Annotated in this window: 22 protein-coding genes; 11 read left to right on the top strand and 11 right to left on the bottom strand. The window is 68.5% G+C overall.

What is annotated here, in order from left to right; genetic code table 11:
- Positions 1 to 9 precede the first annotated feature (9 nt).
- The 4 genes from ASF40_RS10965 to ASF40_RS10980 are packed head-to-tail and all read right to left on the bottom strand — an operon-like array spanning position 10 to position 3,747.
- Positions 10 to 672, bottom strand: coding sequence for a TetR/AcrR family transcriptional regulator (locus ASF40_RS10965; protein WP_056368976.1), 663 nt, complete (start codon positions 670 to 672; stop codon positions 10 to 12).
- The gene (locus ASF40_RS10970; protein ID WP_056368977.1) at positions 669 to 1,604 is read right to left on the bottom strand and encodes a shikimate dehydrogenase; all 936 of its coding nucleotides are present in this window, start codon (positions 1,602 to 1,604) and stop codon (positions 669 to 671) included. The genes ASF40_RS10965 and ASF40_RS10970 overlap by 4 nt, the downstream gene beginning before the upstream one ends.
- Positions 1,601 to 1,891, bottom strand: coding sequence for a Dabb family protein (locus ASF40_RS10975; protein WP_056368979.1), 291 nt, complete (start codon positions 1,889 to 1,891; stop codon positions 1,601 to 1,603). Before ASF40_RS10975 ends, ASF40_RS10970 begins: the two co-directional genes overlap by 4 nt.
- An 8-nt stretch (positions 1,892 to 1,899) precedes the next feature.
- Positions 1,900 to 3,747, bottom strand: coding sequence for a bifunctional sugar phosphate isomerase/epimerase/4-hydroxyphenylpyruvate dioxygenase family protein (locus tag ASF40_RS10980; RefSeq protein WP_056368982.1), 1,848 nt, complete (start codon positions 3,745 to 3,747; stop codon positions 1,900 to 1,902).
- A 133-nt stretch (positions 3,748 to 3,880) separates the two neighbouring features.
- On the opposite strand from ASF40_RS10980, the gene ASF40_RS10985 reads away from it, so the two are divergent.
- The gene (locus ASF40_RS10985; RefSeq protein ID WP_056368983.1) at positions 3,881 to 4,636 is read left to right on the top strand and encodes an IclR family transcriptional regulator; all 756 of its coding nucleotides are present in this window, start codon (positions 3,881 to 3,883) and stop codon (positions 4,634 to 4,636) included.
- A 2-nt stretch (positions 4,637 to 4,638) separates the two neighbouring features.
- Entirely contained in the window at positions 4,639 to 5,400 is a 762-nt protein-coding gene (locus ASF40_RS10990) for an IclR family transcriptional regulator (protein ID WP_056368985.1), read from the top strand.
- A gap of 155 nt (positions 5,401 to 5,555) precedes the next feature.
- Here ASF40_RS10990 and dctP read toward each other — a convergent pair whose 3' ends face one another.
- Positions 5,556 to 6,611, bottom strand: a complete 1,056-nt coding sequence (gene dctP / locus ASF40_RS10995; RefSeq protein ID WP_056368988.1) for a TRAP transporter substrate-binding protein DctP — start codon at positions 6,609 to 6,611, stop codon at positions 5,556 to 5,558.
- A 310-nt stretch (positions 6,612 to 6,921) separates the two neighbouring features.
- On the opposite strand from dctP, the gene ASF40_RS11000 reads away from it, so the two are divergent.
- Positions 6,922 to 8,007: a Gfo/Idh/MocA family oxidoreductase gene (locus tag ASF40_RS11000; RefSeq protein ID WP_056368990.1), complete on the top strand. Its 1,086-nt coding sequence runs from the start codon at positions 6,922 to 6,924 to the stop codon at positions 8,005 to 8,007.
- Between the two features lie 26 nt (positions 8,008 to 8,033).
- The gene (locus ASF40_RS11005) at positions 8,034 to 9,398 is read left to right on the top strand and encodes an FAD-dependent oxidoreductase (RefSeq protein WP_056369879.1); all 1,365 of its coding nucleotides are present in this window, start codon (positions 8,034 to 8,036) and stop codon (positions 9,396 to 9,398) included.
- 15 nt (positions 9,399 to 9,413) lie between these two features.
- Here the strand turns inward: ASF40_RS11005 and ASF40_RS11010 are convergent, their stop codons facing one another.
- The 5 genes from ASF40_RS11010 to ASF40_RS11030 all read right to left on the bottom strand — a co-directional run bounded on the left by ASF40_RS11010 (position 9,414) and on the right by ASF40_RS11030 (position 15,647).
- Positions 9,414 to 10,256 carry an aldo/keto reductase gene (locus tag ASF40_RS11010; protein ID WP_200919477.1) on the bottom strand — a complete coding sequence of 281 codons (843 nt, stop codon included), beginning with the start codon at positions 10,254 to 10,256 and terminating at the stop codon, positions 9,414 to 9,416.
- A 3-nt stretch (positions 10,257 to 10,259) separates the two neighbouring features.
- Positions 10,260 to 10,706, bottom strand: a complete 447-nt coding sequence (locus ASF40_RS11015; RefSeq protein ID WP_056368992.1) for a type II 3-dehydroquinate dehydratase — start codon at positions 10,704 to 10,706, stop codon at positions 10,260 to 10,262.
- Between the two features lie 76 nt (positions 10,707 to 10,782).
- Complete coding sequence (locus ASF40_RS11020) at positions 10,783 to 12,063, bottom strand: TRAP transporter large permease (protein WP_056368993.1); 1,281 nt, start codon at positions 12,061 to 12,063, stop codon at positions 10,783 to 10,785.
- Between the two features lie 5 nt (positions 12,064 to 12,068).
- Positions 12,069 to 12,749, bottom strand: a complete 681-nt coding sequence (locus ASF40_RS11025; protein ID WP_056368995.1) for a TRAP transporter small permease — start codon at positions 12,747 to 12,749, stop codon at positions 12,069 to 12,071.
- Positions 12,750 to 12,953: 204 nt separating this feature from the next.
- Positions 12,954 to 15,647: an outer membrane protein assembly factor BamB family protein gene (locus tag ASF40_RS11030; RefSeq protein ID WP_056368997.1), complete on the bottom strand. Its 2,694-nt coding sequence runs from the start codon at positions 15,645 to 15,647 to the stop codon at positions 12,954 to 12,956.
- 307 nt (positions 15,648 to 15,954) lie between these two features.
- Between ASF40_RS11030 and ASF40_RS11035 the strand changes: the two genes are divergently transcribed.
- The 4 genes from ASF40_RS11035 to ASF40_RS11050 all read left to right on the top strand — a co-directional run bounded on the left by ASF40_RS11035 (position 15,955) and on the right by ASF40_RS11050 (position 22,839).
- On the top strand, positions 15,955 to 17,403 hold the full coding sequence (locus tag ASF40_RS11035; protein ID WP_056368998.1) for an aldehyde dehydrogenase family protein: 1,449 nt from the start codon (positions 15,955 to 15,957) through the stop codon (positions 17,401 to 17,403).
- On the top strand, positions 17,400 to 18,299 hold the full coding sequence (locus tag ASF40_RS11040) for a citryl-CoA lyase (protein ID WP_056369000.1): 900 nt from the start codon (positions 17,400 to 17,402) through the stop codon (positions 18,297 to 18,299). Before ASF40_RS11035 ends, ASF40_RS11040 begins: the two co-directional genes overlap by 4 nt.
- Entirely contained in the window at positions 18,296 to 20,059 is a 1,764-nt protein-coding gene (locus ASF40_RS11045) for a thiamine pyrophosphate-binding protein (protein WP_056369002.1), read from the top strand. Before ASF40_RS11040 ends, ASF40_RS11045 begins: the two co-directional genes overlap by 4 nt.
- Before the next feature lie 89 nt (positions 20,060 to 20,148).
- Positions 20,149 to 22,839, top strand: coding sequence for a TIM barrel protein (locus tag ASF40_RS11050; protein WP_200919478.1), 2,691 nt, complete (start codon positions 20,149 to 20,151; stop codon positions 22,837 to 22,839).
- A 110-nt stretch (positions 22,840 to 22,949) separates the two neighbouring features.
- Here the strand turns inward: ASF40_RS11050 and ASF40_RS11055 are convergent, their stop codons facing one another.
- A complete protein-coding gene (locus tag ASF40_RS11055; protein WP_056369004.1) occupies positions 22,950 to 23,612 on the bottom strand; it encodes a phosphatase PAP2 family protein in 663 nt (220 codons plus the stop codon).
- A 153-nt stretch (positions 23,613 to 23,765) separates the two neighbouring features.
- Here ASF40_RS11055 and ppk2 point away from each other — a divergent pair, with 153 nt between their 5' ends.
- The 3 genes from ppk2 to ASF40_RS11070 are packed head-to-tail and all read left to right on the top strand — an operon-like array spanning position 23,766 to position 26,196.
- On the top strand, positions 23,766 to 24,572 hold the full coding sequence (gene ppk2 / locus ASF40_RS11060) for a polyphosphate kinase 2 (protein WP_311293250.1): 807 nt from the start codon (positions 23,766 to 23,768) through the stop codon (positions 24,570 to 24,572).
- A 1-nt stretch (position 24,573) separates the two neighbouring features.
- Positions 24,574 to 25,530, top strand: coding sequence for a diacylglycerol/lipid kinase family protein (locus ASF40_RS11065; RefSeq protein WP_056369007.1), 957 nt, complete (start codon positions 24,574 to 24,576; stop codon positions 25,528 to 25,530).
- Between the two features lie 27 nt (positions 25,531 to 25,557).
- The gene (locus ASF40_RS11070; protein WP_235560211.1) at positions 25,558 to 26,196 is read left to right on the top strand and encodes a DUF1349 domain-containing protein; all 639 of its coding nucleotides are present in this window, start codon (positions 25,558 to 25,560) and stop codon (positions 26,194 to 26,196) included.
- The last annotated feature ends 5 nt before the right edge of the window (positions 26,197 to 26,201 follow it).

The following is a 26,201-nucleotide window of genomic DNA, read 5'->3' on the forward strand; positions in this document are numbered from 1 at the left end:
GCACCAGGGTCAGGCGGCCGGGCGAGTCGTCATCGTGGCGAGGATCATGTCCCCGATGAGCCGGCGGTGCGAATCCTGCAGGCTGGGAGCCAGCATGTCCCGGTCGAAGATGGCGGCGAACGTGTGCCGGTTGGCGACATGGAAGCACGCGTACGCGCTGATCATCATGTGCACGTCGACCGCGTCGACATCGTCGCGGAAGACGCCGGAGCGCACGCCGCGCTCGATGACTTGCTCCAGCAGGGTGATCGCGGTCACGTTCTCGCGCAGGATGGTCTCGGACCGCCGCAGGTGCTCAGCACGATGGATGTTCTCGATGCTCACGAGCTGTATGAACGCCTGGTGCGTCGTGTGATGGACGTACGTGGCTTCGGCGATGGTGCGCAGGGCCTCGTCCGGAGACAGCTCCTCGATCCGGATGTCGCTCTCCACCCGGCGGATCTGGGCGTAGACCCGCTCCAGGACCGCCAGGTACAGACCTTCCTTCGAGCCGAAGTAGTAGTAGATCATCCGCTTGGTCGTCCGCGTACTGGCGGCGATCGCATCCACTCGCGCCCCCGCGAAGCCGTTCGCGGCGAATTCCGCGGTGGCCACCGCGATGATGTCGCTGCGCGTCCGCACCGCCCGCTCGGTGGCCGCCCCGTCCTGCGCCTCGCGCACCCGATCGCTCATCGAGGATTCCCTTCGGATGCAGCATGCCGCTCCTCCGCCGCGATGAGCTCGCGGAAACTGTGTTGCATCCGTTCGCGATCCGGCTCGATGCCGGTGATGATACGGAGGCTGGCCCACGCCTGGCCCACGGCCATCCGACCGCCGTCAAGCACCGGGTGGCCCCGCTCAGCCGCCTGGTTGATGAGTTCGGTCTCGAGAGGGCGATAGACCACGTCCGACACCCAGGTTCCGGGCCGCAGCAGGTCGAGATCGAAGGCGACGCCCGGGTGATGGAGCATGCCCATCGGCGTGGCGTGGACCACGCCGGTCGCGCCCGCGATGGCGTCGGCCAGCTCGTCGGGTTCGATGGTGTGCACTGTCTGGCCCGGGAAGTGCCGCCGCATGCGCGCGGCCAGCTCCTCCGCGCGAACGGAGTCGGAGTCCGACAGGCCGAGATGCTCAGCGCCCTGGGAGAGGAGCGCGTACGCCGTCGCTGCGCCTGCGCCGCCGCAGCCGATCTGCACGACGTGGTCGAGCGATGCGCCGGGCAGACCGGCCACCAGTCCGTCTCGGAAACCCATCCAGTCCGTGTTGTACCCCAGCAGGCGGTCGCCGTCGAACACCACGAGATTGACCGCTCCCAGCCGCGCGGCATCCGTGTCCAGCTCGTCGACGATCTCGAGCACCAGTTGCTTGCAGGGGTGGGTGATGTTCATGGCGGCGAAGCCCGCCGACCGGGCCTCGGCCAGGATCGCTCCGACGTCCGTCGCCGGCCGGCCGAGCTCGATCAGGTCGAAGATGCGGTACTCGTAGTCCAGGCCGAGCTCGAGCGCCTCCGCCTCGTGCATCGGGGGCGTGAGCGAGGCGCCGATGCCGTCGCCGATCAGGCCGACGAGATAGCGGCGGACGTCCGGCTCCGACGTGGACCGAGGGTCGCGATGCGGGTCCGTCATGATTCTCCCGGTATCTCGAAGTCGACGGTCGCGAGCGACGCCTTCACCGGCCCCGAGATCCTGAGTACCTCTTGGTGCGCCGGATGCCGGTTGTAGGCGTCGAGCCCCTCGAGGTCGTCGAAGTCGGCGACGATCGCCATCTCGTGTGACGCCGGGCCGCCGAGTACATCGGTGCCCACGCTGAGGCCGCGCAGTTCGGGGATCTGCTCGGGAAGCCGGCGCAGCAACCGCATCCAGTGCTCGCGCTGCTCGCTCGTGAACTCGGGCACGAACCGGAAGACCGCCACGTGCCGGATCATTCCGGCACCACCTGAGCGGCGCGACGGTGCTGGTACTGCGCCGCCAGGCGGATCGGCGCGTTCAGAGCGCCGTAGCCCGAGTATCCGTCACGGCGCTCCACCACTTCAAGGAACACCGTGCCGATGGGCCCTGTGTAGAAATGCAAGAACTCTCCGGATTCGTCGTGGTCGTACATGACATTCAGCTCCCGCAGCTCGTCGAGGAGCGCGGTCTCGATCTGGTAGCGCGCCCCGATGTCGTCGTAGTAGTTCGCCGGGATGTCGAGAGGCGTGAATCCGCGCTCGCGAGCCGCGCGGGCGAGTGAGAGAACATCGGATGCCGCGAACGCGATGTGCTGTGGCAGGATCGCGTCGTCGGCGGCTCCTGAGGGAACCAGGTTGAGTGCGACTCGCACCACGCCGTCGGCGCTGTGGAGGACCTGGCTGCGCACGAGCCCGACCGGCGCGGCGACCTCTGTGGAGGCCTCGGCGTGCAGGTCGAGGACCGAGCGCAAGAAGAGCACCGCGGCGTCGAAGTGCTGCCAGGGCTGCGCCAGGTTGATGTGGTCGACGCGCTCGATGAGATCCGGCCCAGCTGCGTCGTCCGCAGTGCCGAACTCGCTCACCCAGCCCGGCTCGGTTCCGCCTGCTGCGCCGAAGAACACCTCGGAGCCATCCGGAGCTCGGACGCCGACCAGGGTCTCCTCACCTGCGCCCTGCTCGCGCGGCACCTCGGGCGCGAAGAGATCCTCGGCCCGCCGGAGCGCCGGTGCGGGGTCGGCGACAGAGAGGCCGATTCCCGCGACCGTCGGCTGACGAGACTGGCGGTCGGGCGCGCCCAGCACGATGCGGGCGTCACCCTGAGACCAGAGCTCGACGTTCTTCGTGCGGTGCCGTCCGTGGGAGTGGAAGCCGAGCTGCGAGAGCAGCTGGCGCAGGGCGGGCAGGGCGGCGGTGCGCAGTTCGACGTAGTTGACATCGGCGGGCTGCGCCACCTCGGGAAGCCTGCGGGTCGACATGCGCGCGGCGCGGCCGCCGCCGCGGTCGCCGAGCGACATCGCGGTCTCGTGCTCGAGCCATCGCAAAGACCGACGGGCATCGATCGCCGTGGCGACCGGATCGGACTGACGGAAGGTGTCGTTGAAGATCTCGAGCGAGACGGGGCCGTCGTAGCCGGTGCGGACGAGATGCGCCATGAACTCCCCGAGCTGGAAGCCGCCCTCCCCGGGGAAGAGCCGATGGTGCCGGCTCCAGGAGAGCACGTCGAGGGAGAGCAGCGGTGCGTCGGCCATCTGGACGAAGAAGATCTTGTCGGCTGCGATGGTCTCGATCGCTTCAGGACTGTGGCCCTTGGAGAGGATGTGGAAGCTGTCGAGACAGATGCCGATGCGGGGATGGTCCGCGAGTCGCACGATGCGGGCCGCCGCCTCGTAGCTGTCGACGAAGCGGCCCCAGGCGAGCGCCTCATATGCGACCCGGACGCCGTATCGCTCGGCGGCGTCGCCCAGCTGGCACAGCTGCGCGGCAGCGAGCTGCTCGTCGCCGCTGCGCGCGGTCGCGACGTTGCTGCACAGCAGCATCGTGTCGATGCCCAGACGGTTCATCAGCGCGAACTTCGCCTCGGCGCGGCGCAGGTTCTGCTCGAGCAGCTCAGGTCCCACTCCCTCGAAATCGCGGAAGGGCTGGTACAGGTCCAGGGTCAGGCCGAGTTCCTTGGCGCGCCCTCGGATCTGCTCGGGGGAGTGCGGCGAGGCGACGAGGTCGGGCTCGAAGATCTCCACCCCGTCGAAGCCCGCGAGGCTTGCCGCGGCGAGCTTCTCGTCGAGGGTCCCGCTGAGGCAGACCGTGGCGATCGACGTGCGCATGGCACCCTTCCTGCGGCGCCGACACCGGTGTCGCATCATCCGTGGATAGCGTTGCATAGGTCCGTACTAACTAGTACGTTCGAAAGAGGTTGAATCGAGGTCGATTCAACCTGCTGAGAGGGGGTGCTCGACGATGAGTCTCGCCGAATGGAACACGCCGCACGGTTCGGCCGACAGGCCGGTGTCGGTGCTCGACCGCATCATCGCGGTGCTGGATGCCGTCAAGGAGGCGGACGGAGCGACGACGATCACCGACATAGCGGCCCGTACCGAGCTCCCGAAATCCACTGTCTCGCGACTGGTCGCCGACCTCACCGGCCAGCGGTATCTGGAGCGTACCGATGAGGGTATCTCTCTCGGTCTCAGGCTCTTCGAGCTGGGCACACGGGCGAGCGTCCCTCGCCGGCTGGTGAATGCGGCCGCACCCGTCATCCGTAGCCTCTGCGATGCCACCGGCGAGCGCGTGGGCCTGTGGGTCCAGCAGGGCACCGACATGGTGTCCATCGCCGCCGTGGCCGGGCGCCTCCCGATGCTTCCCGCCCGCGCCGGTCTTCGCACGCCCGCGCTGACGACGGCCAGCGGCAAGGCCTATCTCGCGTTCTGCGCCGACACCTCCGTCGTGAATCGCATCAGCGCGTTGCTCGTCGCCGACGACGCCGACCACTTCCGCGAGGAGCTGGCGCGGGTGCGGTCCGCCGTGGTGGCGACGGACGTCGGAGCCTCCTACCCGGGAATCCTTGCCGTCGCGACGCCGGTGCTGTCGAGCGACAGGGTCGTGCTGGGCGCGATCTCGATCGCCGGGCCCAGCGGCGCGATGGACCCCGAGCGTGTCGCACCGTTGGTGCGGGCTGCGGGTGCCAGCGTCACCCGGCGGCTCGCAGCGGCGTAGCGATGCGCACCGCGAACTGGACCGATTCCGTCAGCGTCCTCGATCGGGTGACGGCCGTCTTCGACGCGTTCGGCGAGCAGGACGAAGGGCTCGGCGTCTCTGAGCTGGCGCGCCGGGCGAACCTGCCGAAGTCCACGGTGTCGCGCATCGCCACCGACCTCGTCGCCCAGCGCTTCCTTGACCGCGATGGCGACCTGCTGTACCTCGGGGTGCGGCTGTTCGAGCTCGGACAGACGGTGGAGTTGCCGCGCCGCCTGCGCCAACGCGCGCTCCCGGTGATGAAAGAGCTTCGGGACGTGACCCACCAGACCGTCCACCTGGCGGTGCTCGACGAGTCCGATGTCGTGGTCGTGGCGGTCATGCGCGGCGAGCCCGCGTTCCGTCCGCCGGTCCGGATCGGCGGGCGCCTTCCCGCGCACGCGACGGCGCTCGGCAAGGCCATGCTGGCGTACTCGCCGCACGACGCGGTCGTGCGCGCGACCTCGTGCGGCCTCCAGAGGCGAACAGCTCACACCATCACCGAACCGCCGACGCTGCTGCGCCAGCTTGTCGACATCCGTGCGCTGGGCTTCGCTGTCGAACGCGAGGAGTGCGCGCTCGAGCTGACCTGTATCGCCAGCGCGATCCTCGGCCACGGCGGGCTGCCCACGGCGGCCATCTCCGTCGCCGGCACGGTGGGCGGCCTGGTGCCCGACCGCGTGGCTCCCGCCGTGCGCGCTGCCGCGGCGACGCTGAGCCGCCGCCTGATGGCGTCGGACAGCTGACCTCCGACCGCACCCTCGCCGCCCACCCGTCGCCGCTTCGAGGAACCGTGGCTCCCACCCCGCTGCCCTTCGGACCAGGACCCGCTGCCCTTGCGCAGGCAGAAGAAGAGGGGTGGGTGCGCATGCGCACCCACCCCTCCGCCGGCTACTGAAGATCAGCCCGCCGACTCGCGGATGGCCTCGTAGGCGTCGAGGTTCTCGCCGGTGTAGTGGTCCTTGAAGTAGTCCTCTGCCTGGCTGATGAAGGCGTCCATGTCGATGTCCTCGGTCTCGATCACCGTGAAGTTGTCGTCCGCACGGTACTCGTCGAGGATCTCCTCGGTCGCCTCCTCCACGCACTCGCGGTTCTCGGGGCGGATCTCGTGGATGGTCTTCTCGAGCAGCTCGGCCTGCTCGTCGCTCATCTTGTCGTAGGTCTTGTCGCTCACGAGGATCCAGTGGATGCCGACGTTGTGGTTGTTCAGGATGACCGTGTTGAGCACCTCGTCGTAGCTGGACGAGTGCGTCGCGACGATCGGGTTCTCCTGCCCGACGGCGATCCCCTGCTGGAGCGCGGAGTAGACCTCTTCGACGGCGACCGAGACCGGGTTGGTCACGCCGAGCGCCGCCGCGTTGGCGAGGAACTGCGGCGAGTTCGGGAACCGGATCGGCACGCCCTCGAGGTCGTCGGGGCTCTCGACCTCGACATCCTTCGTGGTGAACGTGCGGTTGCCGAAGAACCAGCCGTCGACGATGCCCACACCCGTCGCGTCGTGGAAGGACGTGAACAGGTCCTCCGAGCCTTCGTCGATCCACTGGAACGCGTGGTCGACGTCGTCGAAGGCATAGGCCGCGTCCACGACGCCGATCGGCTCGAACGTCGAGCTGAGCGCCGATGCTCCCTGGAGATCGATGTCGATGTCGCCGGCCTGCACGAGCGGGAACCGGTCCGCGTCGGGGCCGAGCTGGCTCGCCGGGTAGAGCTCGACGGTGAAGCCGACGTCGGCGCCCTCGAGCCGGTCCTTCAGGAGCTCGACTCCGCAGTAGTAGTTCGGAGTCTCCTCGTTCTGGCTGGTCGCGACAGTGAGCGTGACGGGTTCGTTCGCTGCCGCGGTCTCGGTGTTGCTGCCCTCGGGGGTGCCTCCGCCGGCGCAGCCGGCGACGACGAGAGCGGTTGCTGCGAGCGCAGACGCGGCGATCAGGCCGCGGCGCATCGAGCTGGCTGTGCTCATGGGACTCTCCTCTTGTTCTGCGCACGTCTTCGTGCAGGTTACGACGTGACGTTGATGGTCCTGGCGCGGCATCCGGGCGACGCATCCTCGCCCCAGGCGAGATCCTCATCGACCGCACTGCCCCGACACGACTCGGTGGCAGTGCCGACTCTGACCGACTTCGATCGGACCGCAAAGCGGTGTCCCGTCGAGTGGAACATGAGGCCGCTGTCCACCGCGCACGTGTGGTTCCCCGCTGAATGGGACGACTCCCGCGCCTCGCGGCAGCGTCAATTACGCTCGTCGCGCGAGCACAAGCAAGGAGGCCCCGGTGACCGCATCTGCCTTCCCACCCGTGCGAATCGGCATGGTCGGAGCCGGATTCATGGGACACCAGCACATCGACTTCATCCAGGCTGCGCCGGGAGCGGAGCTCGCGGCCGTCGCCGATCCTGTCGCGACGGCCGATTCCTTCGACTGCCCTTGGTACGCGACGACCTCCGACATGCTCCGCGCCGGAGATCTGGACGCGGTCATCATCGCGAATCCGAACGCGCTGCACGTCGATACGGCGGTCGAGTGCCTGGAAGCCGGGGTCGCAGTGCTCCTCGAGAAGCCGGTCGCCGTGGACTACGCCGAGTCCCGTCGGCTCGTCGATGCCGTCGCGCGTCTGGAGGGGCGCCTGCTCGTCGGGCATCACCGGCGCCACCACCCGGCCGTCGCCCGTGCGCGCGCCGCGATCGAAGGCGGCGAGCTCGGGCAGCTGGTCGCCGTCAGCGGACTGTGGTCGGCCCGTAAGGAGGACGAGTACTTCACCGACATCCCGTGGCACAGCCGCAAGGGCGCCGGGGTGACCCTCATCAACGTGGTGCACGACCTGGACCTGCTTCGGCACCTGTGCGGCGAGGTCGCCGAGGTTCAGGCGATGCAGAGCTCGCACGCTCGTGGCCTCGAGGTCGAGGACACCATCACCCTGAACCTCCGGTTCGAGAGCGGCGTCGTCGGCAGCTTCCTCGCCTCCGACGCCGGAGTCTCGCCGTGGGGCTGGGACCAGGCCACGGAGGAGACCCTCGCGTTCCCCTTCGTTCCCGACGGGGTCGCCTACCGCCTCGTCGGCACGGACGCGGCGCTGTCGGTGCCCAATCTGGCCAAGTACGCCTACGATCGCGCGGTGCCGGCGAACTGGCACTCGCCTCTGTCGCGCACGTACCTGCCCGTCGCGCCCCGCGGCTCGTTCCACGCCCAACTCGATCACTTCATCGAGGTCGCACGCGGCGCCGCACAGCCCCTGGTGTCGGCCGAGGACGCCTCGCGGACGCTGGCGCTCGTCGAGGCTGCCGCGCTCGCCGCGCGTACCGGACGGACCGTCGATGTGGCGAGGTTCCGCGCCGATGGCCAAGGATCGGCGGAGTCGTAGTGGCGCCCGCGGACAGTCCAGAGCCTGTGGCGACGCGAGGTCGCGGCAGCCGCTTCGATGCGATCGTCGTCGGAGGAGGGCTCGCCGGGATTGCCGCGGCCAGCCGCCTCGCCGAGAGCGGCCGGACGGTCGCCCTCATCGAGAAGCGCGAGCGGCTCGGCGGGAGCTCGGCGATGAGCGGCGGATGGTTCGCGTTGTCCGGCACTGCCCTGCAGCGGCGGGGAGGCATCGACGACTCCGATGCCGTCTTCCTCGCCGACATGATCCGGACCGGCGCCGGATTCGCCGACGAGAAGCTGCTTGCGGCGCTCGTGGCCCAGCAGGCGTCCGCGATCGCGGCCATCGACCGCGCGAACGCGTGGACGGACGAGCTCAAGGTCAGCGCCGGCATGACGATCCCCCGGGCGCACCTGGTCCGCATCCGCCAGCTGCTCGACCATCTCGAACGCGCGGCCGTCCGTGCGGGAGCCCGGATCTTCACCGGCTCGCCGGCCGACGGCATCGTCCTGGAGGGAACGCGTGTCAGCGGCATCCGTTCCGGAGGCGACCTGCTCACGGCGGAGGGCGGCGTGATCCTCACCACGGGCGGGTTCTCCCGCTCGCGCGAGCTGCTCGACCTGTTCGTCCCCGATCAGGCGGACGCGATGCCGTACGGCGGTGTCGGCAACACCGGGGACGGACTGCGCATGGCATGGATGCTGGGAGCCGGCCTCGCCGACATCGGCCACGTCTCGGGCACGTACGGCCAGCACGCCGACACGAGTGACGACGAGCACGAGCTGCTGACGGCGAACTATCTCGGCGCGATCATGGTGAACTCCGTGGGCGAGCGCTTCACGGACGAGTCGGAGTCGTACAAGATCCTCGGGTCGGCAGTGCTGAATCAGCCCGGCCGCATGGCCTTCCAGATCTTCGACGCCCGCGTGCGCGCGGTCTCCAGGCCCGGGGTGCCGCTGTCGGACATGGACCGCATCGAGGAACTCGGACACTTGGTGAGCGCGCCGACCATCGCCGAGCTCGCGCAGCGGATCGGGCTCTCTTCGGAGGCGCTCGAGGGCACGGTAAGGCGATACAACGAGATGGCCGCCGGCCGGGGCGAACACGAGCCGATCCGCACGGGGCTCGTGAACGGGATCGGGGCCCTCACGCCCCTGATGACAGGCCCCTTCTACGCGTATCCCGCGGTGACGGCGATGACCTCGACGTACGGCGGTCTCAGCGTCGGGCCCGACACCTCCGTGCGGCGCGTGGACGGGAGCCGAATCGAGGGCCTCTACGCCGCCGGCGAGGTCGTCGGCGGATTCCACGGCGCGTCGTACATGACGGGCACGGCGCTCACGAAGGCGCTCGTGTTCGGGTTCGAGGCGGCAGACGCGATCGCACGAGGCTGAGGCCGCCGCGTGTCGTCAGAGCTCTTCGTAGGTGTCGGAATCGCGGATGCCGCGCTCTCCCTCGTCGTCCGGATCGAGGCCGTCCAGCTCTGCAAGGATCTCGGCAGGCAGCGGCGGCATCCCGATCGCGTCGAGATTCTCGCGCTGACGAGCCGCGCTCGCCGACTTCGCGACCGGCACGATTCCCTGCGCCCGGTGCCAGCGCAGGACGATCTGGCCCGGCGTCGACGAGGTCGCCTCGGCAGCGCGCAGCACGACCGGATCCGACAGCAGCGGGCCGCCGCGCCCGAGCGGACTCCAGGACTGGGCGGCGACGCCCTTCTCGGCCAGAACGGCCCTGAGGGCGTGGCGCTGGATCTTCGGGTCGCATTCGAACTGGTCGACGGCGGGGGTGAGGCCGGTCTCGGCGGTGAGTCGCTCGATGTGCTGTGCCTGGAAGTTCGAGACGCCGATCGAGCGGATGAGCCCCTCCTCGGCGAGTGCGGCCATCTCGAGGAACGCCGCCGAGGCCTTCCCGAGCCAGGGGAGGGGCCAGTGGATGAGGTACAGATCGACGTAGTCGGTGCCCAGTGCGGCGAGGCTGCGCTCGAGGGCCTCGCGCGTCGCATCGGCCACCATGGCCGAGCCGCGGAGCTTCGTGGTGACGAACAGCTCCTCGCGGGGGACGCCGGACGAGCGGATGCCGCGGCCCACGGCATCCTCGTTCGCGTATTTCGCCGCGGTGTCGATGAGCCGATAGCCGACGCCGATGCCCGATTCGACGGCGCGTTCGGCATCCGCGCCGCGCAAAGGCCACGTGCCGAGCCCGATCGCGGGCATCTGGTGACCTGAGTTCAGCGTGACGGTCGGCGCGGACACGGGCTACTCCTGGTCGGCCGTGAGCCGGTCTGCGGCGCGGAGCGCCAGTTCATAGCCGTACACGCCGGCGCCGGCGATCACCACGCGTGCGACGTGGGAGATGATCGAGTTCTGGTGGAGGGCATCGCGAGCGTGGATGTTCGTGATGTGCACCTCGATGACGGGCGTCGACAGCATGTGGAGCGCGTCCAGCAGCGGCACGGAGTTGAAGCTGAAGCCGGCAGGGTTGATCACGATGATCGCCCCTTGGCGGAAGGCTTCGTGCACCCACTCAACGAGCTGGTGCTCGGCATTGGACTGCGCGAAGAAGAGCTCGAATCCGAGTTCGGCGGCCACGCGCTCGCAATCGGCGCGCACGTCGTCAAGACTCGTCGTGCCATACAGTTCGGGTTCGCGCCGGCCGAGCATGTTGAGGTTCGAGCCGTTCAGCACGAAGAGCTTCCGCGTCACGGGCGGGCTCCTTTCAGGGGCAGGTGAAATCCTCCGGGGTTCGCGCGGCACGCCGCGCGAACCCCGGAGCCGGGGGCTACAGCAAACCGAGCAGTGATGGCAGGAACGTGACGATCACGGGGAACAGTGTGAGCAGCAGGAGCACCGTACCGAGCGGGATCAGGAACGGCAGGATGCCTCGGAAGAGCTCTCCCATTGGTCTGCGCGTGATGGATCCGACCACGAACAGCACGGCTCCCACTGGTGGCGTCAGCGACCCGATCATCAGGTTGAGGATCATGATGACGCCGAGCTGGACCGGGTCGATGCCGAACTGCGCGACGATCGGCATCAGGATCGGCACGAGCACGAGGATCACCGGCGGCGCCTCGAGCGGGATGCCGAGCAGGATGAGCAGCACGTTCAGCATCAGCAGGAAGACCACCGGGTTGTCGGTGAACCCGGTGAGCCACTCACCGAGCGCGCGCGACACCTGCTCGCGGGCGAGCACCTGGCCCATGAGGTTGGAGGCCCCCAGGATCAGGAGGATGCCGCCGGCGATGACGACGGTCTCCTTGGCCGACTTCCAGAACACCTTCCAGGTGAGCGTGCGGTAGATCACCCCGAGGAGCAGCATGTAGACAGCCGCGATGCCCGCGCTCTCGGTCGCCGTGAAGAGACCGCTGAAGATGCCGCCCAGGATGATGACGGGCAGCAGTGCAGGGCCGATGACGCGCACGGCCGCTTTGCCGAGCATCCCGCCGTCGAAGGGCCGGCTGTGGGCGACATCAGGATGCCGGCGCACCCAGATGAAGATGTACAGCGCGAGCCCGACCGCCATGAGCATGGCGGGGATGATCGATCCCGCGAACAGTGCACCGGTCGAGATCGAGGCGGTCGCCGCGAAGAGGACCGCGGGGATGCTCGGAGGCATGACCGTGCTCATCAGCGAGCCGGCCGCGGTGAGGCCCGACGAGAAGCCGTAGGGGTAGCCCGCCTTGAGCATCTGCGGGATCTGCACCTTGCTCGTGGAGGCCGCGTCCGCAAGGGCGGAGCCGCTGATCCACGAGAACCCGATCGCCGTGCCGAGGTTGACGTAGGCGAGGTTGCCCGGAAGACGGGGGAGCAGGGCCCGTGCGAGATCGTAGAGCCTCGTGGCGATGCCGAGGTTGTTGGCGATGGTGCCGACGAAGATGAACAGCGGGACGGCCAGCAGCGGGAAGCTGTTGATGCCGTTGACGATCGACGAGATCGCGTAGCCCGCCGACAGTCCGTGGCTGTAGAAGTACAGCATGCTGGACGCGATCATCGCGAAGGCGACGGGCACCCGCAGCAGCAGGAAGACGACGAAAAGCAGGATGTAGAGCCAGAGGTCCATGCGGGTCAGCCCTCCATCTCGCCGATGTCGAGCTTGCGCTCGGGGCGGTGCGCGTACGGGATCTTGAACGAGGAGTGGATCGCCGCCGAGACGAAGCCGACCAGCGCGAAGATGTACAGCACGCCGAGAGGCACGTGCATCGCGGCGCTGAGCCGGCCCCACTCGGTGTCGATCTTCACCCAGGCCTCATATGCCAGGGCGATGCTGGTGATGACCATGATCACCGCGGAGATGACGCGCAGCGCGACGAACAGACGTGTTCCGGCGAGCATCTCGTCGAAGATCTCGAGCACGATGTGGCCGTTGCGCCCCACGAGGTAGCCGGTGGTGATAAACGTCAGCGCGATCATCGACAGCAATGCGAGCTCGCCCGCGCCGACCCAGCTGATCGTCGGGAAGTAGCGGCCGAGCACCTGGTACATCACGCCGAAGACGATGAGGGCGAACAGGGTGACACCGATCGTGATCTCGATCCCGGAGAGGATCCGGATGAAGACGGGGTCGGCAGGTACGCCCTGGTTGAGCTTGGGCTCGGTGTAGAAGGTTCTCGTGGGCGGGTAGATGGATTCGCCGACGCCTTCTTCGTGAGCGGCGACGGCAGCCGCTTCGGGCTCGGTCTCGGGACCCTCCTCGGGCCCGGGCTCCCGGCCCTCCTCGGGCTCGCGCCCGGGTTCCTTGTCGCTCATGGCGCGACCGCCATGGTGTCAGGGTGCATTGCCAACCTCTCTGTCGATGCGGGGCGAGCGTGCGCACGCGCACCGCTGCCCCTGAGACTCTGGTCTGCCGGTCGATCCGGGCAAAGCCGAGTTTCGCCGAATGGGACACCTCCGTACAGACCGATCCGCCCCCGTCGCGAGCGACGGAGGCGGATCGGCGTCGGGCGGGACGACCTACTTGACGACGGTCACCGTGGCGGTCGAGGAGAGCTGCTCCTGGACACCAGCCGGGTTGAGCACGTTGACCCTCACCGTGAGGGACGCTTCACCCGCCGGCACGTTGTTGTCGACCTCGGCGGCGTCGAACTGGACGATCACCTTGTTCTTGTTGGCCGTGACCTTCGACGCGTCGATGAGCGTTCTCGTGAGAGGCGTCACCAGGACGGCGCCGCTGTCGTAGGTGTAGCCGGCCGGCAGGGCGAACTGCGCCGTGACCTTGCCGTTCACGCCGGTGAACAGTCCGGTGCCCGAACCGAGCTCTAGCTTGCCCGGAGTGAACGTCAGCGCGCCCGGCTGGTCCTGCGGGGTGAGGTATACCTCGATCTTGCCGGTCGGTCGCGGGTCGGTGCAGTCGTTGAAGAAGTACTCACCGGCACGGTCGAACGTGTGCTGGTAGGTCTCTCCCGGCTTCAGCTTGACGTTGAACTCCCCCTCGAAGAACTGCGTTGCACAGTGCTCCTTCAGGTTGGGGAAGTTCGGGAACGTCTCGGCACCCGGATTGCGGAACGTCACGGTCGTGCCGACGGGAACCCGCAGGTGCGTGGGCTGCATGCCGTTCTGCGACACGCTGTCGCGCGAGGCAGCGTCGTCTGCCGTGCGACTGCTCCGCGCGAGGAGCACGGTGTTGCCCACCGTCGATCCCTCGACGGCCGTGCCGCCGACGGGGCGACGGATCGTCAGGGGCGCCGTGTCGGGCCCCTCCTGGCTGCCCGACTCTGTCTTGTAGCCGCCGCCGAGCTTGAACGACCACAGCGAGTCGCCCTGCGTCACCGACCCGCCGTACGGGTTCGTAGATCCGGCCGCGATCACGGCGACGTACTGCTCGCCGTCCACCTCGTACGTGACCGGAGCACCCGCGATGCCGGACCCCGTCTGGAACTGCCACAGCACGTCGCCTGTGGCCGCGTCCATCGCCAGCACGCGACCGTCGATCTGACCGACGAAGAGCAGATCGGATGCCGTGGTCAGGGGTCCCTGACCGTGCGACATGTCGGTGCCCAGGTGGTTGCGCCACACGACCTCGCCGGTCGACGCGTCGTAGGCCAGGATGCCGCCGGTCTGGTACTGGCCGATGGCACGCAGGCCGTTCGCCGCGGCACCGTCGTAGTGCGCGACCGGGTTGGTGCCGTACGGGAAGTAGACCAGGTTGGTGCTCTGGCTGTACGAGTTGTTCGACCAGTCGCCGCCGCCGTTCTGGCTCGTCGTCGACAGGATGGGCGCCTCGAACTGCGGGTCGTACAGGCAGCCCTCGCGGTGCCCCGACGAGCCCGCCGGGTACGTGAGGTACGGCTCGTCGACCGAGACATAGCTGTCCGGGTTGAACACGAGGTTGCCGTCTGCGTCCGCCTGATAGCCGTTGTAGTTCGGCACGCCGCGCCACGGGTTCCCGGGGATGTTGTCAGCGTCGAGCTTCTCCCACACCACGCAGTCCGGCAGCAGGCGGGTCTGCGGCATAGGCTGGGTCGCCGTGTTGTGCTGGCGCGCGTCCGTCGGGACCGGCTGCTCGGTCACGGGCAGCACCGGCTTGCCGTTGGTGCGGTCGATCACGAACTGGTGGCCTGACTTGCTGCCGTAGAAGGCGACCTTGCGCTCCTCGCCGTCGACCTCGATGTCAGCGAGGGTCGGCGGGTGGACGTTGTCCATGTCCCACACGTCGTGGTGGATGGACTGGAAGTGCCACTTGAACTTGCCGGTCTTGGCGTCGACGGCGACCAGTGTGTCGGAGAACAGGTTGTCACCCGGGCGACCCGAGGCATTCTGCGACGACGTGCAGCTGCGCGCGTTGCCGAAGGTCATGATGTAGTAGCCGAGCTCGGTGTCGACGGCGCCGTGCATCCAGGAGGTCGCACCGCCCTCCTCGGCGCAGTCGGTGCCGTCGGCCTGCACAGGGCCCCACGTGGCCGACGCGTCGAACGTGACGCCGTCGAGCCCGGTGAAGAGCTCGCCGCGCTTCGGTCCGCCGAAGAAGTGCCAGAGGTAGTGGCCGTCGCTCGCGTCGAGCGCGACCACTGCCCCGCGGTCGCCGTCGGCCGCGTGCGCGTAGACGATCCCGTCGTTGTACACGGTCGCGACCTTGCCGACACGGCCCAGGTCCTCGCCGTTCGCTCCCTTCGGCTGCACCGCCCAGACTTCTTTGCCCGTCGCCTGGTCGAGGGCGACGACGCGGCTGCCGCCGGCGAGGGTGAAGATCTTGCCGTCACCCGCCGAGACGCCGCGGCGCGTGGTCGACGTTCCGTAGGCGGGCTTGTCCCACTTCCAGATCGCGTTCCCCGTCACGCCGTCGACGGCGATGACGCCGCCGCTCGGCGTGTCGAGGTAGATGACGCCGTCCACGACGATCGGCGTCGTCTGCTGACCGACGTTGGTCGATGCCGGCGCGACGGCCGAAAGGTGCGTGCGCCAAGCGGGCGCGAGGTCCTTCAGGTTCTGCTTCGTGATGTCCGTCAGACCTGAGTAGTGCTGATTGCCGAGGTTGCCGCCGACGGTGGGCATGTCGGCGCCGGTCGGCTCCAGGCCGGTCAGACCGGCCGATGGAACCGGCTCGGCGGTCTTCGCCAGGCCGTACGCGGGTGAGGCGGCGACGGCGAGCGCCAGCGCCAGTGCGCCGATTCCCGCCGCGCCCAACCTCGTGGTCAGTCGTTTGCGCATCCCTTGCTCCTTGATCATCGTCGATCTGACGGCGGTGAGCTCATGCCCCACCGCCGCCGATGTGGGGAAGCCGCCTCAGTGTGCCGATACTGGGGGATCGGCGGCACGGGCCGGCGCTCGGACGCTAACTGCGCGGAGCGAGAGGGGCAACCGTGCGGCCCATCGAGTGGTACAACTCGCGCCGCCGTGTGGGGGCGCGAACCAATCGCCTCGTTGCTTCCTGCCCAGTGGGACAACCTTTGTTCCGCGCGACGACGCCTGCCTAGCATTTCGCCGTCGGCATCGTTTGCCCACGGACGGAGTTGTCATGGCCGAATCAGCACCCAAGTCCCTGTCGCCTGAGCAGGAGCAGGAACTCGACGAGGTGTTCGCGCGCGCACGGGCGGCGCTCGCGATCATCGAGACATACGACCAGGCCCGCGTCGATCGCCTCATCCAGGCGGTCGCCTGGGCGGTCGCCAACAGATCGTCCTTCCACCGCCTCGTGGAGATGGGTATCGAGGAGTCCGGTCTCGGCGATTTCGGTAGCCGGATGAACAAGCGGATGAAGATCCGCGGCGTGCTCCGCGACGCGCTGCGCAGTCCCTCGGTCGGCATCATCGACGAGGACGCCGAGAAGGGCCTCGTCAAGTACGGCAAGCCGGTGGGGATCATCGGCTGTGTCGTCCCGACGACCAACCCCGATCTGACCCCTGCGGGCAACGCCATCTACGCGATCAAGGCACGCGACGTGGTGGTCTTCTCGCCGCATCCGCGCTCGAAGAACACCACCTTCGAGACCGTGCGGCTCATGCGCGAGGCGCTCGAGGCCGAGGGGGCGCCCGCCGACATCCTGCAGTGCATCACGCTGCCGAGCCTGGCGGCATCGCAGGAGATCATGCGCCGCTCCGACCTCGTCATCGCCACCGGCGGCCAGGGCCTCGTCCGCGCGGCGTACAGCTCGGGGACGCCCGCGTACGGCGTCGGCGCCGGCAACGCGACCGAGTTCGTCGACGAGACCGCCGACCTCCAGGAGACGGCGCGCAACTGCATGCTCTCCAAGACCTCGGACTTCGGCTCGGGGTGCTCGGCGGACGGCAACGTCCTCGTCCCGGCGGCCCGCTACGCCGACATGCTCGAGGCGCTCCAGGCCGAGGGCGGACATCTCGCGACGACCGAGCAGCGCGAAGTCCTCAAGTCCGTCATGTGGGATGACGAGGGCCACCGCCTGGCCGACACCGTCGCCATCTCGCCGCAGCAGCTCGCGCGCGCCGCGGGCTTCGACATCCCCGAGGACCGGCGCTTCATCGTGGTCGAGGGCGACGGCATCGGCGAGGACAAGCAGTTCTGCAAGGAGAAGCTCACGACCCTGATGGCGGTTCACGCCTACGAGGGCAGCTTCGAGGACGGGGTCGAGGTCGCCAAGCATCTCTACGACATCGGCGGCAAGGGCCACTCGTGCGGCATCGCGTCGACCGATGAGGCGCACATCGACTACTTCGCGCGCCACATGCCGGTCTCGCGCATCATGGTGCGCCAGCCGAACTCGAAGGCGAACGCGGGCGCGTTCACCAACGGCATGCCCATGACGTCGTCGATGGGCTGCGGCACGTGGGGCGGCAACATCACGTCCGAGAACGTGTCGCTGCGCCACTATCTCAACACCACCTGGGTCTCGCGCACCATCGCCGAGGACCGGCCGTCCGACGAGGAGCTCTTCGGAGACTTCTACGACGCCGTCCTCGAGTCGGCGGACGCCGTGCCGGTCGTTTCATGAGCACGCCGTCGCCCGCCGCGCCGGATGGCGCACCGACCGCCGGGAAGTCGCCGGAGGAGCTCGTCGACGAAGCGCGGCGCTGGTGGCAGACCGACATCATCGACATCCATCCGGGTGAGATCGCCCTGAGGGGCTACCCGATCCAGGACCTGATCGGGAACGTCGGATTCGTCGACACCATCTGGCTCATGCTGCGCGGTGAGCTTCCGGCGCACGCTGAGACGGCGCTCCTCGAGGCCGCTCTCGTCGCCTCCGTCGACCACGGTCCGCAGGCGCCCTCGATCGCCATCGCGCGGATGGCCACGACCTGTGGGGCGCCGGTCAACGGCGCGATGGCGTCGGCGATCAACGTCCTCGACGACATCCACGGCGGACCGGGGCAGCAGTGCATGGAGCTGTACCTCGAGATCGACGCCGAGCTCGAGCGCCTGGGCGACCTCGAGGAGGCGACCCGAGTGGTGCTGCAGCGCCATCGTGACGAGGGCGTGAAGTACGTGCCCGGCTTCGGGCACCGGTTCCACCCGCTCGACCCGCGCACCCCTCGGCTGCTTTCGCTCGTCGATGAGGCAACCGCCGACGGCACGGTGAACGGCCGATTCGCGCGGATCGGACGCGCCGTGGAGGACGCGATCAGCGAGGGCAAGCCGCGACGCATCCCCATGAACGTGGACGGCGTCACGGCGGTGATCTACTGCGAGCTCGGTTTCACGCCGGAGATGGGACGGGGCGTCTTCATCCTCGCCCGCTCCGTGGGAATCCTGTCCCACGCCGTCGAGCAGATGACGCAGGGGGGCCGCATCAAGGGCCCGATCCCCAAATCCATCGGATACACCTACACGGGGCCGGCACGCCGGTCCGTCCCGGTCAGCGACGACCAGACAAGGAGAACGTCATGAAGGACCTCGTGTCCAATCAGATCGTCCGCTATCTCGAAGAGCGCGCCGTCGCGCACGTCTTCGGGCTCTGCGGGCACACGAACATCGCACTGCTGGCGGCACTGGAGAAGAGCGAGCAGATCTCCTTCGTGAATGTGCGGCACGAGCAGATCGCGGCGCACGCCGCCGACGGCTACGCCCGCGCGAAGAAGGAGACCGCGGTCGTGCTGACCCACCTCGGTCCCGGTCTCACCAACGCAACCACGGGTGTGGCCAACGCCGCACTGGACTCGATCCCGATGGTCGTCATCGCCGGTGACGTGCCGACCCACTACTTCGGCAAGCACCCGCACCAGGAGATCAACCTCCACGCCGACGCAGCTCAGTACGAGATCTACCGTCCGTTCGTCAAGCGGGCGTGGCGCGTCGACCAGCCCCACCTGATCGCCGAGGTTCTCGACAAGGCGTTCACCCTGGCCGCGAGCGGTCGCCCGGGTCCCGTCCTTGTGGACGTGCCGATGGACGTCTTCTCGGCCGAGGTCGACGTCGCGCTGTTCGACAAGGTGATCGGCAACACCCGCTCGCTCGCGAAGCCCAGCATCGACGAAGCCGTCGCAGAACAGATCGTGAAGAACCTGCTGGACGCCGAGCGCCCCGTGCTCTACGTGGGTGGCGGCGTCGTCGCCGCCGACGCGGCGACGGAGCTCGCCGAGTTCGCGGAGCTGCTCTCGCTCCCCGTGGCGCACAGCCTCATGGGCAAGGGCGCCGTGCCCGACGACAGCCCGCTCGTGCTGGGCATGACGGGATTCTGGGGGACGGCGTTCACCAACGAGACGACGCGCACCGCCGATTGGATCCTTGCCCTCGGCACGCGGTTCGCGGAGGCCGACTCGAGCTCGTGGTACACGGAGTACACCTTCGACATTCCGGGCACGAAGCTCATGCAGGTCGACATCGACGCCGCCGAGCTCGGGCGCAACTACCCGCTGGAGGTCGGCGCGCTCGCCGATCTGAAGTCCGCTCTCACTGTGATCCTCCGTGTCGCACGCCGCCTCGCGCCCGAGGGCGTCGGTCGGGACGAGCTGCGGGCTCAGATCGCCGCGAACCGGGCGACGCTGAAGCTCCAGAACGCGCAGGCGCAGGCATCCGATGACTGGCCGATGCGTCCCGAGCGCATCCTCTCCGAGACGCGGGAGGTGCTGCCGGCGGATGCCATCATCACCACCGACGTGGGGTGGAACAAGAACGGGGTGGGTCAGCAGTTCGACATCCTCACACCCGGCACGTTCCTCACGCCGGGCGGGTTCGCGACGATGGGCTTCGGCGGACCGGCCGCGGTCGGTGCCAAGATCGCGCGGCCCGACCGCGTGGTCGTCTCGCTCGTCGGCGACGGGGGCTTCGGCCAGAACCCCGCGGTGCTGGCGACGGCGCGGGAGCAGAACGTCCCCGTCGTCTGGGTCGTCATGAACAACAACGCGTTCGGGACCATCGCCGGCCTGGAGAAGGCCGCCTTCGACACCACTTACGGAACGGTGTTCGGGACCGCCGACGACCCGATGTACACCGATTTCGCCGCGATCGCCCGGGCTTACGGGGTCACCGGCATCAAGGTGGAGTCCGCGGCGGAGTTCAAGCCGGCTCTCGAACGGGCGATCGCGCTCGACGCGCCCGTGGTCATCGACGTCTCGATGGTCAACGTCCCCACGCCCACCACGGGCCACTGGAACATCCTCGACATCTACTCGCCCGACGAGAAGATCGAGCACGTCGCGACGCACTGACCCGCGTCGTCGCCTCGAAACAACACTCCACGTCAGGTCGTCCACCGATGAACGTCGCATTCGGAACGCGGAACATACTCATCTCGACGGTGTGTCTGTCCGGCACCCTGGAGGACAAGCTGCGCGCCGCCGCCGCCGGCTTCGCCGGCGTCGAGCTGCTCGAGTACGACCTCGTCATGTCGCCCTGGTCGCCAGGCCGGGTCTCCGCAGAGGCTGCGGAGCTCGGCCTGGCCGTGGGTGTGTATCAGCCGCTTCACGTCGAGGCAGTACGGCCGGAGATGTTCGAGGCGCGCCTGCGGCACGCGGAGCGCAAGTTCGACGTGCTGGCCGATCTGGGTGCGCAGGTGCTGGTGTGCTGCTCGGCGCGCACCGCTGACGGCGTCGATGACGACGGCCTCGCCGCGCACCAGCTGCGCGCCCTGGCCGACCGTGCGGCGCGGCGCGGCGTGAGGCTGGCGTTCGAAGCGGTGCCGTGGGGCCGCATCCCGACCCATCGCCACGCATGGCGCTTGGTCGAGGAGATCGATCACCCGGCCCTCGGCCTGTGCCTCGACAGTTTCCATGTGCTGTCAGCCGCGCACGACCCGGAGGCGATCGCCGACGTCGATGTCGACAAGATCTTCCACGTGCAGCTCGCGGACGCGCCTCAGCTGCATCTCGACACCCGGGACTGGAGCCTTCACCACCGGATGTTCCCGGGGCAGGGGTCACTCGACGTGGCGGGGTTCGTCGACCGCATCGTGTCGAAGGGCTACACCGGGCTGTTCGCGCTCGAGGTCTTCAACGACGTCTGCCAGCAGGAGGACCCTCGGCACGCGGCGATCGACGCCATGCGGTCGGTGCGGCTCCTCGCCGAGAGCCTCGACGGGCGGGCGCCGGATTCGCGAACTGTCGACGGCATCGCCGACTCCTCGCCGGCCGGCGGGCTGCCGCCCGCACCTGCGCTGGCCGGCTTCGCGTTCGCCGAGCTCGCCGCGGACGAGGTCTCGGCGCCCCTCGTCTCACGCGCGCTGACGGCGCTCGGCTTCGTTCACACAGGGGAGCATCGGTCAAAGCCGGTGCAGTTGTGGGAGCAGGGGGACGCTCGCGTCCTGCTCAACATGGCTCCCGAGCGATCCATCGCTCCCGCCACCGCATCCATCTGTGCGCTTGCTGTCGAGAGCTCCGATGCCGACGCGTCGATGCGACGTGCGCAACGGCTGCTCGCACCGCGCCTGGCGCGTCCGCGCGGGCCCGGCGAAACCGACCTGTCGTCGGTGGCCACCCCGGGTGGCACCGCGCTGTTCTTCTGCGACGCCGGATCGGAGCATCCGTGGCTCGAAGACTTCCTCCCGACCGGCGAGGGCGTCGCGTCTGCATCGCTGCTCTCGACGATCGACCATGTGTCGATCACAGAGTCGATCGACGACTTCGATCAGTCTGCGCTCTTCTTCCGTGCCGTGCTCGGGCTCGTGCCAGAGGAGTCGACCGAGATCACAGCCCCGTTCGGCGTGATCCGCAGCTGGTCAGCGAGTCAGCCCGACGGACGCGTGCGCATCGCGCTGAGCACGACGCCGCTGCGACGCGGCGATTGGGCCCCGGGCATCTCGAGCCCGCAGCTCCTCGCCTTCGCGACCGACGATATCGTCGCCTCCGCCCGGGCGATGCGAGAGCGGGGGGCGCCCATCCTGCGCATCCCCGGCAACTACTACGACGACCTGGACGCCCGGCTCTCGCCGTCGACCGATTTCCTCTCGGTGCTCCGGGAGCACTCGATCCTCTACGACCGAGATGCGGACGGCGAGTTCCTGCACTTCTTCACGGAGATGCTGGGGTCGCGGGTGTTCTTCGCGGTCGTGCAGCGCATCGACGACTACCGGCGCTTCGGCGACCCGCAGAGCGTTCCCTTGCGCATGGCCGCGCATCGCCGCCAGCGCATGCGGATGCTGGCCGGCGCGCCGACCGAGGGATCCTCCGACGACCGGCACGACTACTCCCTCGCCCATCTGACCGCTCTCAGTCTGTCGCCGCCGGAGTTGGTCGACGCGGCCGCCGCAGCAGGGTATCGCTACGTCGGCCTGCGCATGACGAAGGTGACCCCGCAGGAACCGCACTACCCGCTGGCCTATGATCCGGCGCTGATGCGGGCGACGAAAACGCATCTGGCGGCGACCGGCATCGAGGTCCTCGACATCGAGCTGGCGCGCTTCACATCCGGCGACAGTCCACGTGACTACCTGCGTTTCCTCGAGGCCGGCGCCGAACTCGGCGCGCGCCACGTCATCACTCAGCTGCCGGACTCCGACTTCGCTCGCAAGACGGATCGGTTCGCGGAACTCTGCCAACTGGCCGCGCCCCTCGGCTTGACAGTCGATCTGGAGTTCCCATCGTGGACGGAGACGCCCAATCTCACCGAGGCGGTCCGTGTGCTCCGAGCCGCCGCCCAGCCGAACGCCGGGCTGCTCATCGACATTCTCCATTTCGCCCGGTCGAGATCGAGCGTGGAGGAGCTCAGGGCGCTCCCGCCCGAGTGGTTCCACTACGCCCATGTGTGCGACGCTCCGGCGGAGATCCCCACGACTACGGCGGACTTGATCCACACCGCTCGCTTCGAACGACTCTTCCCCGGCGAAGGCGGGATCGACACGCACAGCATCCTCGATGCGCTGCCAGTCGGCATCCCCTACGCGCTCGAGATTCCTCGCGCGATGCTCGTGGCGCAGGTGGGCGCCAAGGAGCACGCGCGGCTCGCGATCGCCGCCGCACGTCGGCACCTGGACCAAGCCACCGTGCCAGCCTGAACTTCCTTGGGAGGCGGGATGGGTCAGGAGTCAGCCGCGGGGCTTCGTCGTTGGCGGACGGCCTTGTGCCGAGCTCGACACGCTGTTCGAGACCGTCGACTACTCGTCCCTCACACTGTGCCGTCCGCGTCGACCGCGCGGGACTCACGTCGTCGGCGGACTGTTTCCACGATGGCCCATGCCAGCACGGCGACGGCGACCCCGAGGAAGATTCCGCCGATGACGTCGGTCAGCCAATGCGCGGCGAGGTAGGTGCGACTCCACGCCATCCAGAGGACCCACACCGCTCCGAGGGTCCACCAGAGCCAGTGCCGGAACAGCAGTCCCATCACCGTCGCGAGGGCGGCGGCGAACGCGACGTGCCCCGAGGGGTAGGACGTGGGGACGATCTCGGCGAGAGAGTCTTCGGGCCTGATTCGCGCGACGACGCGGGCGAGAGGGGCGGCGATCCCGATGCACAGCACCAGCGTCGCGGTGACGGTGAGGGCGGCCCACCACCAGCGCAGCACGAGGAGTGTGCCGACAACCACCACACCGGTGACCGCCGCCAGCACCGGCCCGCCGACGTGGGCGGGGATCCACGCCAGTACGAGGCCGGTATCGGTCCGGTTCGCCACCATCATGTCGTGCCACCACACGTCCACGGGAAACGGCTGGTCCCGGCGAACCGAGGTCACCAGCCACAGGAAGATGATCATGACGATGGCGGCGGCTGCGCCGACGATCAGCGGAACGAGGCGCGAGATGTCGGGCCGCTCGTGAGGAGGCTGCATGTCGCCATCCTGGCAGGGGCGCCGTTGTGACGAGGGACCCGAGCCGCGTAGGCACATTCCGCGCCGGGAAACCACCCTCTACCCCGCACAGGGCGGACTGGCTACGCTTCGGCCGTGAGCAAGAAGAACGCGAAGAAGTCGTCCGTGAAGCGCCTGAACAAGCGGCTGTACAAGGCGGAGCTGGAGCGGCTGCAGACCGAGCTGGTGGAGATGCAGCAGTGGGTGGCTTCCTCAGGGCAGCGCGTCCTCGTCCTCTTCGAGGGTCGCGACGCTGCGGGCAAGGGCGGCGCCATCAAACGTGTGATGGAGTACCTGAACCCGCGGCACGCGCGCGTGGTCGCATTGCCGAAGCCGTCCAAGAAGGAGCGCGGGCAGTGGTACTTCCAGCGCTACATCGAGCGCCTGCCCACCGCGGGGGAGATCGTGCTGATGGATCGCTCCTGGTACAACAGGGCCGGAGTCGAGCGTGTCATGGGTTACTGCACAGAGGACAAGTACCAGGAGTTCCTGCGCCAGGCTCCGATCGTGGAGAATCTGCTCATCGAAGACGGAATCATCCTGATCAAATACTGGTTCTCCGTCTCTGACGACGAACAGCAGGCGCGCTTCGCCTCCCGGGTCAGTGACCCGATGCGCCGATGGAAGCTGTCGCCGACAGACCTCGAGTCGATTCTTCGCTGGGAGGACTATTCCCGCGCGAAGGACGCTATGTTCGCTGCGACGGATACCCAAGGGTCGCCGTGGTGGACCGTCGAGAGCGACGACAAGAGGAGCGCTCGCCTGAACGTCATCAACCACCTGCTCAGCACCATCCCCCGCGGGCGGCTCGAACTGGACGAGGTGTCGATCCCCGATCGGCCGGATGGCGGCGACTACGAGCGTCCGCCCGCAGAGCAGTTCAACTATGTCCCTGACATCGCCGCTGACCTCAGCGCCGCGAAGTCGAAGAAGGCTGCCTGAGATGCGGGCGGCGATCGTCTGGAACCCGTCCAAGATCGACCATGACACCCTCGAAGCGGGGCTCGCGCAAGCCATGGAAGAGACCCCGATCGAGGACGTGCGGTGGTGGGAGACGACGGAGGAGGATCCCGGCCAGGGTGTTGCCGAGGCCGCCATTGCCGCGGGCGCGGAGCTGCTGATCGTGGCCGGTGGTGATGGCACCGTCCGGGCAGTCGCCGAGCATCTCGCGGGCACATCCGCCGACGTCGACATGGCGATCATCCCGCTCGGCACCGGCAATCTCTTCGCGCGAAACCTCGACATCCCCATCAACGACGTCCCGGCGGCATTCGAGCTCGCCCTGGCTGGTGAAGCTCGACCGTTCGACGTGGGCTGGGTCGAGGTGGAGCGCGAGGGCGGCCCTGAGCGGCACGCGTTCGTCGTCATGGTGGGTTTCGGGCTGGACGCCCACATGCTCGCCGAGACCGACGACGACCTCAAGGACAAAGCGGGATGGCTCGCGTACGTCGAGTCGCTCGGACGGGCATGGTCGGCCAGCGACGTCATCCCGTTCACGATCACCACGGATGACGCGGCGGCGCAGAACCGGGAAGGTCATACCTTCCTGGTCGCCAATTGCGGCACGATCCAGGGCGGGATGCGGCTCGTCCCCGATGCGGACCCGTCCGACGGCGAGCTGGACTACCTCGTGCTGAGTGCGGAAGGGGTGGTGCAGTGGCTGGGCACGCTGAAGACGATGATGTGGGACAACGGGCTGAAGCGACTCGTCCAGACGTCCGACGAACTGACGAACACCGACTCGACCCAGCATGGCCGCGCCAGCAAGGTCGCCGTCACACTTCCTGAGGCGCACGCGTTCGAGATCGACGGCGAGGAGGTCGGCGACACTCGCGCATTCACCGTGACGATCCAGCCGTCCGCGCTCCGCGTGCGATCGCTGATCGCCGATACCCGCTAGGGTCGATGGGCGCTGCAGGGCCCGCAGTTGACCACCAGAGAGGGCACGATGTCGTCGACGTTCCGAATCGCAGGACTGCCCGAGCTCGAATGGACGCATGGCGCGTCCGCGGCGCGGTACGACGAACAGACCCGTGCCCTTGAGCTGACCTGTGCCGCCGGCGTCGACTGGACGAACGACGCGACCGGCGCACCGCCGCAGCACGAGGCATCCAGTCTCTCCTTCATCGCCCCGGCATCGCCGTTCACGGTGCAGGCGCGCGTCGAGGTGGTCGGCGAACGCACCACGTTCGACGCCGGCGCGCTGACGATCTGGCGCGACAGCGATCACTGGGCGAAGCTCTGCTTCGAGTTCTCACCGCAGGGCGAGGCGATGGTGGTCAGCGTGGTCACGCGCGGCCTGTCGGATGACGTGAACTCCGCGGTCGTCACGGACCGCGCGGTGTGGCTGAGGATCGCCTCCGTCGGCGGGGATGCGTGGGCGTTCCACGCCTCTCCGGACGGCGTCCGATGGGACTTCGTCCGGCTGTTCTCGCTCGCCGGCGGCGCCACGCCCGTCCGAGTCGGCTTCATGGCGCAGGCGCCGCTCGGCGACGCCTGCACCGCGGTGTTCGACCAGATCGATCTGCGCGCGACCCTCGTCCCGGATCTCCGCGACGGATCGTAGGCGGA

The organism is Microbacterium sp. Leaf288 (assembly GCF_001422925.1).
GTDB lineage: Bacteria > Actinomycetota > Actinomycetes > Actinomycetales > Microbacteriaceae > Microbacterium.

What these genes read in the sequence shown, in the direction of transcription:
- ASF40_RS10965 (WP_056368976.1), bottom strand. Translation starts at nt 672, where the DNA reads ATGAGCGATCGGGTGCGCGAGGCGCAGGACGGGGCGGCCACCGAGCGG.
- ASF40_RS10970 (WP_056368977.1), bottom strand. Translation starts at nt 1,604, where the DNA reads ATGACGGACCCGCATCGCGACCCTCGGTCCACGTCGGAGCCGGACGTC.
- ASF40_RS10980 (WP_056368982.1), bottom strand. Translation starts at nt 3,747, where the DNA reads ATGCGCACGTCGATCGCCACGGTCTGCCTCAGCGGGACCCTCGACGAG.
- ASF40_RS10985 (WP_056368983.1), top strand. Translation starts at nt 3,881, where the DNA reads ATGAGTCTCGCCGAATGGAACACGCCGCACGGTTCGGCCGACAGGCCG.
- ASF40_RS10990 (WP_056368985.1), top strand. Translation starts at nt 4,639, where the DNA reads ATGCGCACCGCGAACTGGACCGATTCCGTCAGCGTCCTCGATCGGGTG.
- dctP (WP_056368988.1), bottom strand. Translation starts at nt 6,611, where the DNA reads ATGAGCACAGCCAGCTCGATGCGCCGCGGCCTGATCGCCGCGTCTGCG.
- ASF40_RS11020 (WP_056368993.1), bottom strand. Translation starts at nt 12,063, where the DNA reads ATGGACCTCTGGCTCTACATCCTGCTTTTCGTCGTCTTCCTGCTGCTG.
- ASF40_RS11025 (WP_056368995.1), bottom strand. Translation starts at nt 12,749, where the DNA reads ATGAGCGACAAGGAACCCGGGCGCGAGCCCGAGGAGGGCCGGGAGCCC.
- ASF40_RS11030 (WP_056368997.1), bottom strand. Translation starts at nt 15,647, where the DNA reads ATGCGCAAACGACTGACCACGAGGTTGGGCGCGGCGGGAATCGGCGCA.
- ASF40_RS11035 (WP_056368998.1), top strand. Translation starts at nt 15,955, where the DNA reads ATGGCCGAATCAGCACCCAAGTCCCTGTCGCCTGAGCAGGAGCAGGAA.
- ASF40_RS11040 (WP_056369000.1), top strand. Translation starts at nt 17,400, where the DNA reads ATGAGCACGCCGTCGCCCGCCGCGCCGGATGGCGCACCGACCGCCGGG.
- ASF40_RS11045 (WP_056369002.1), top strand. Translation starts at nt 18,296, where the DNA reads ATGAAGGACCTCGTGTCCAATCAGATCGTCCGCTATCTCGAAGAGCGC.
- ASF40_RS11055 (WP_056369004.1), bottom strand. Translation starts at nt 23,612, where the DNA reads ATGCAGCCTCCTCACGAGCGGCCCGACATCTCGCGCCTCGTTCCGCTG.
- ASF40_RS11065 (WP_056369007.1), top strand. Translation starts at nt 24,574, where the DNA reads ATGCGGGCGGCGATCGTCTGGAACCCGTCCAAGATCGACCATGACACC.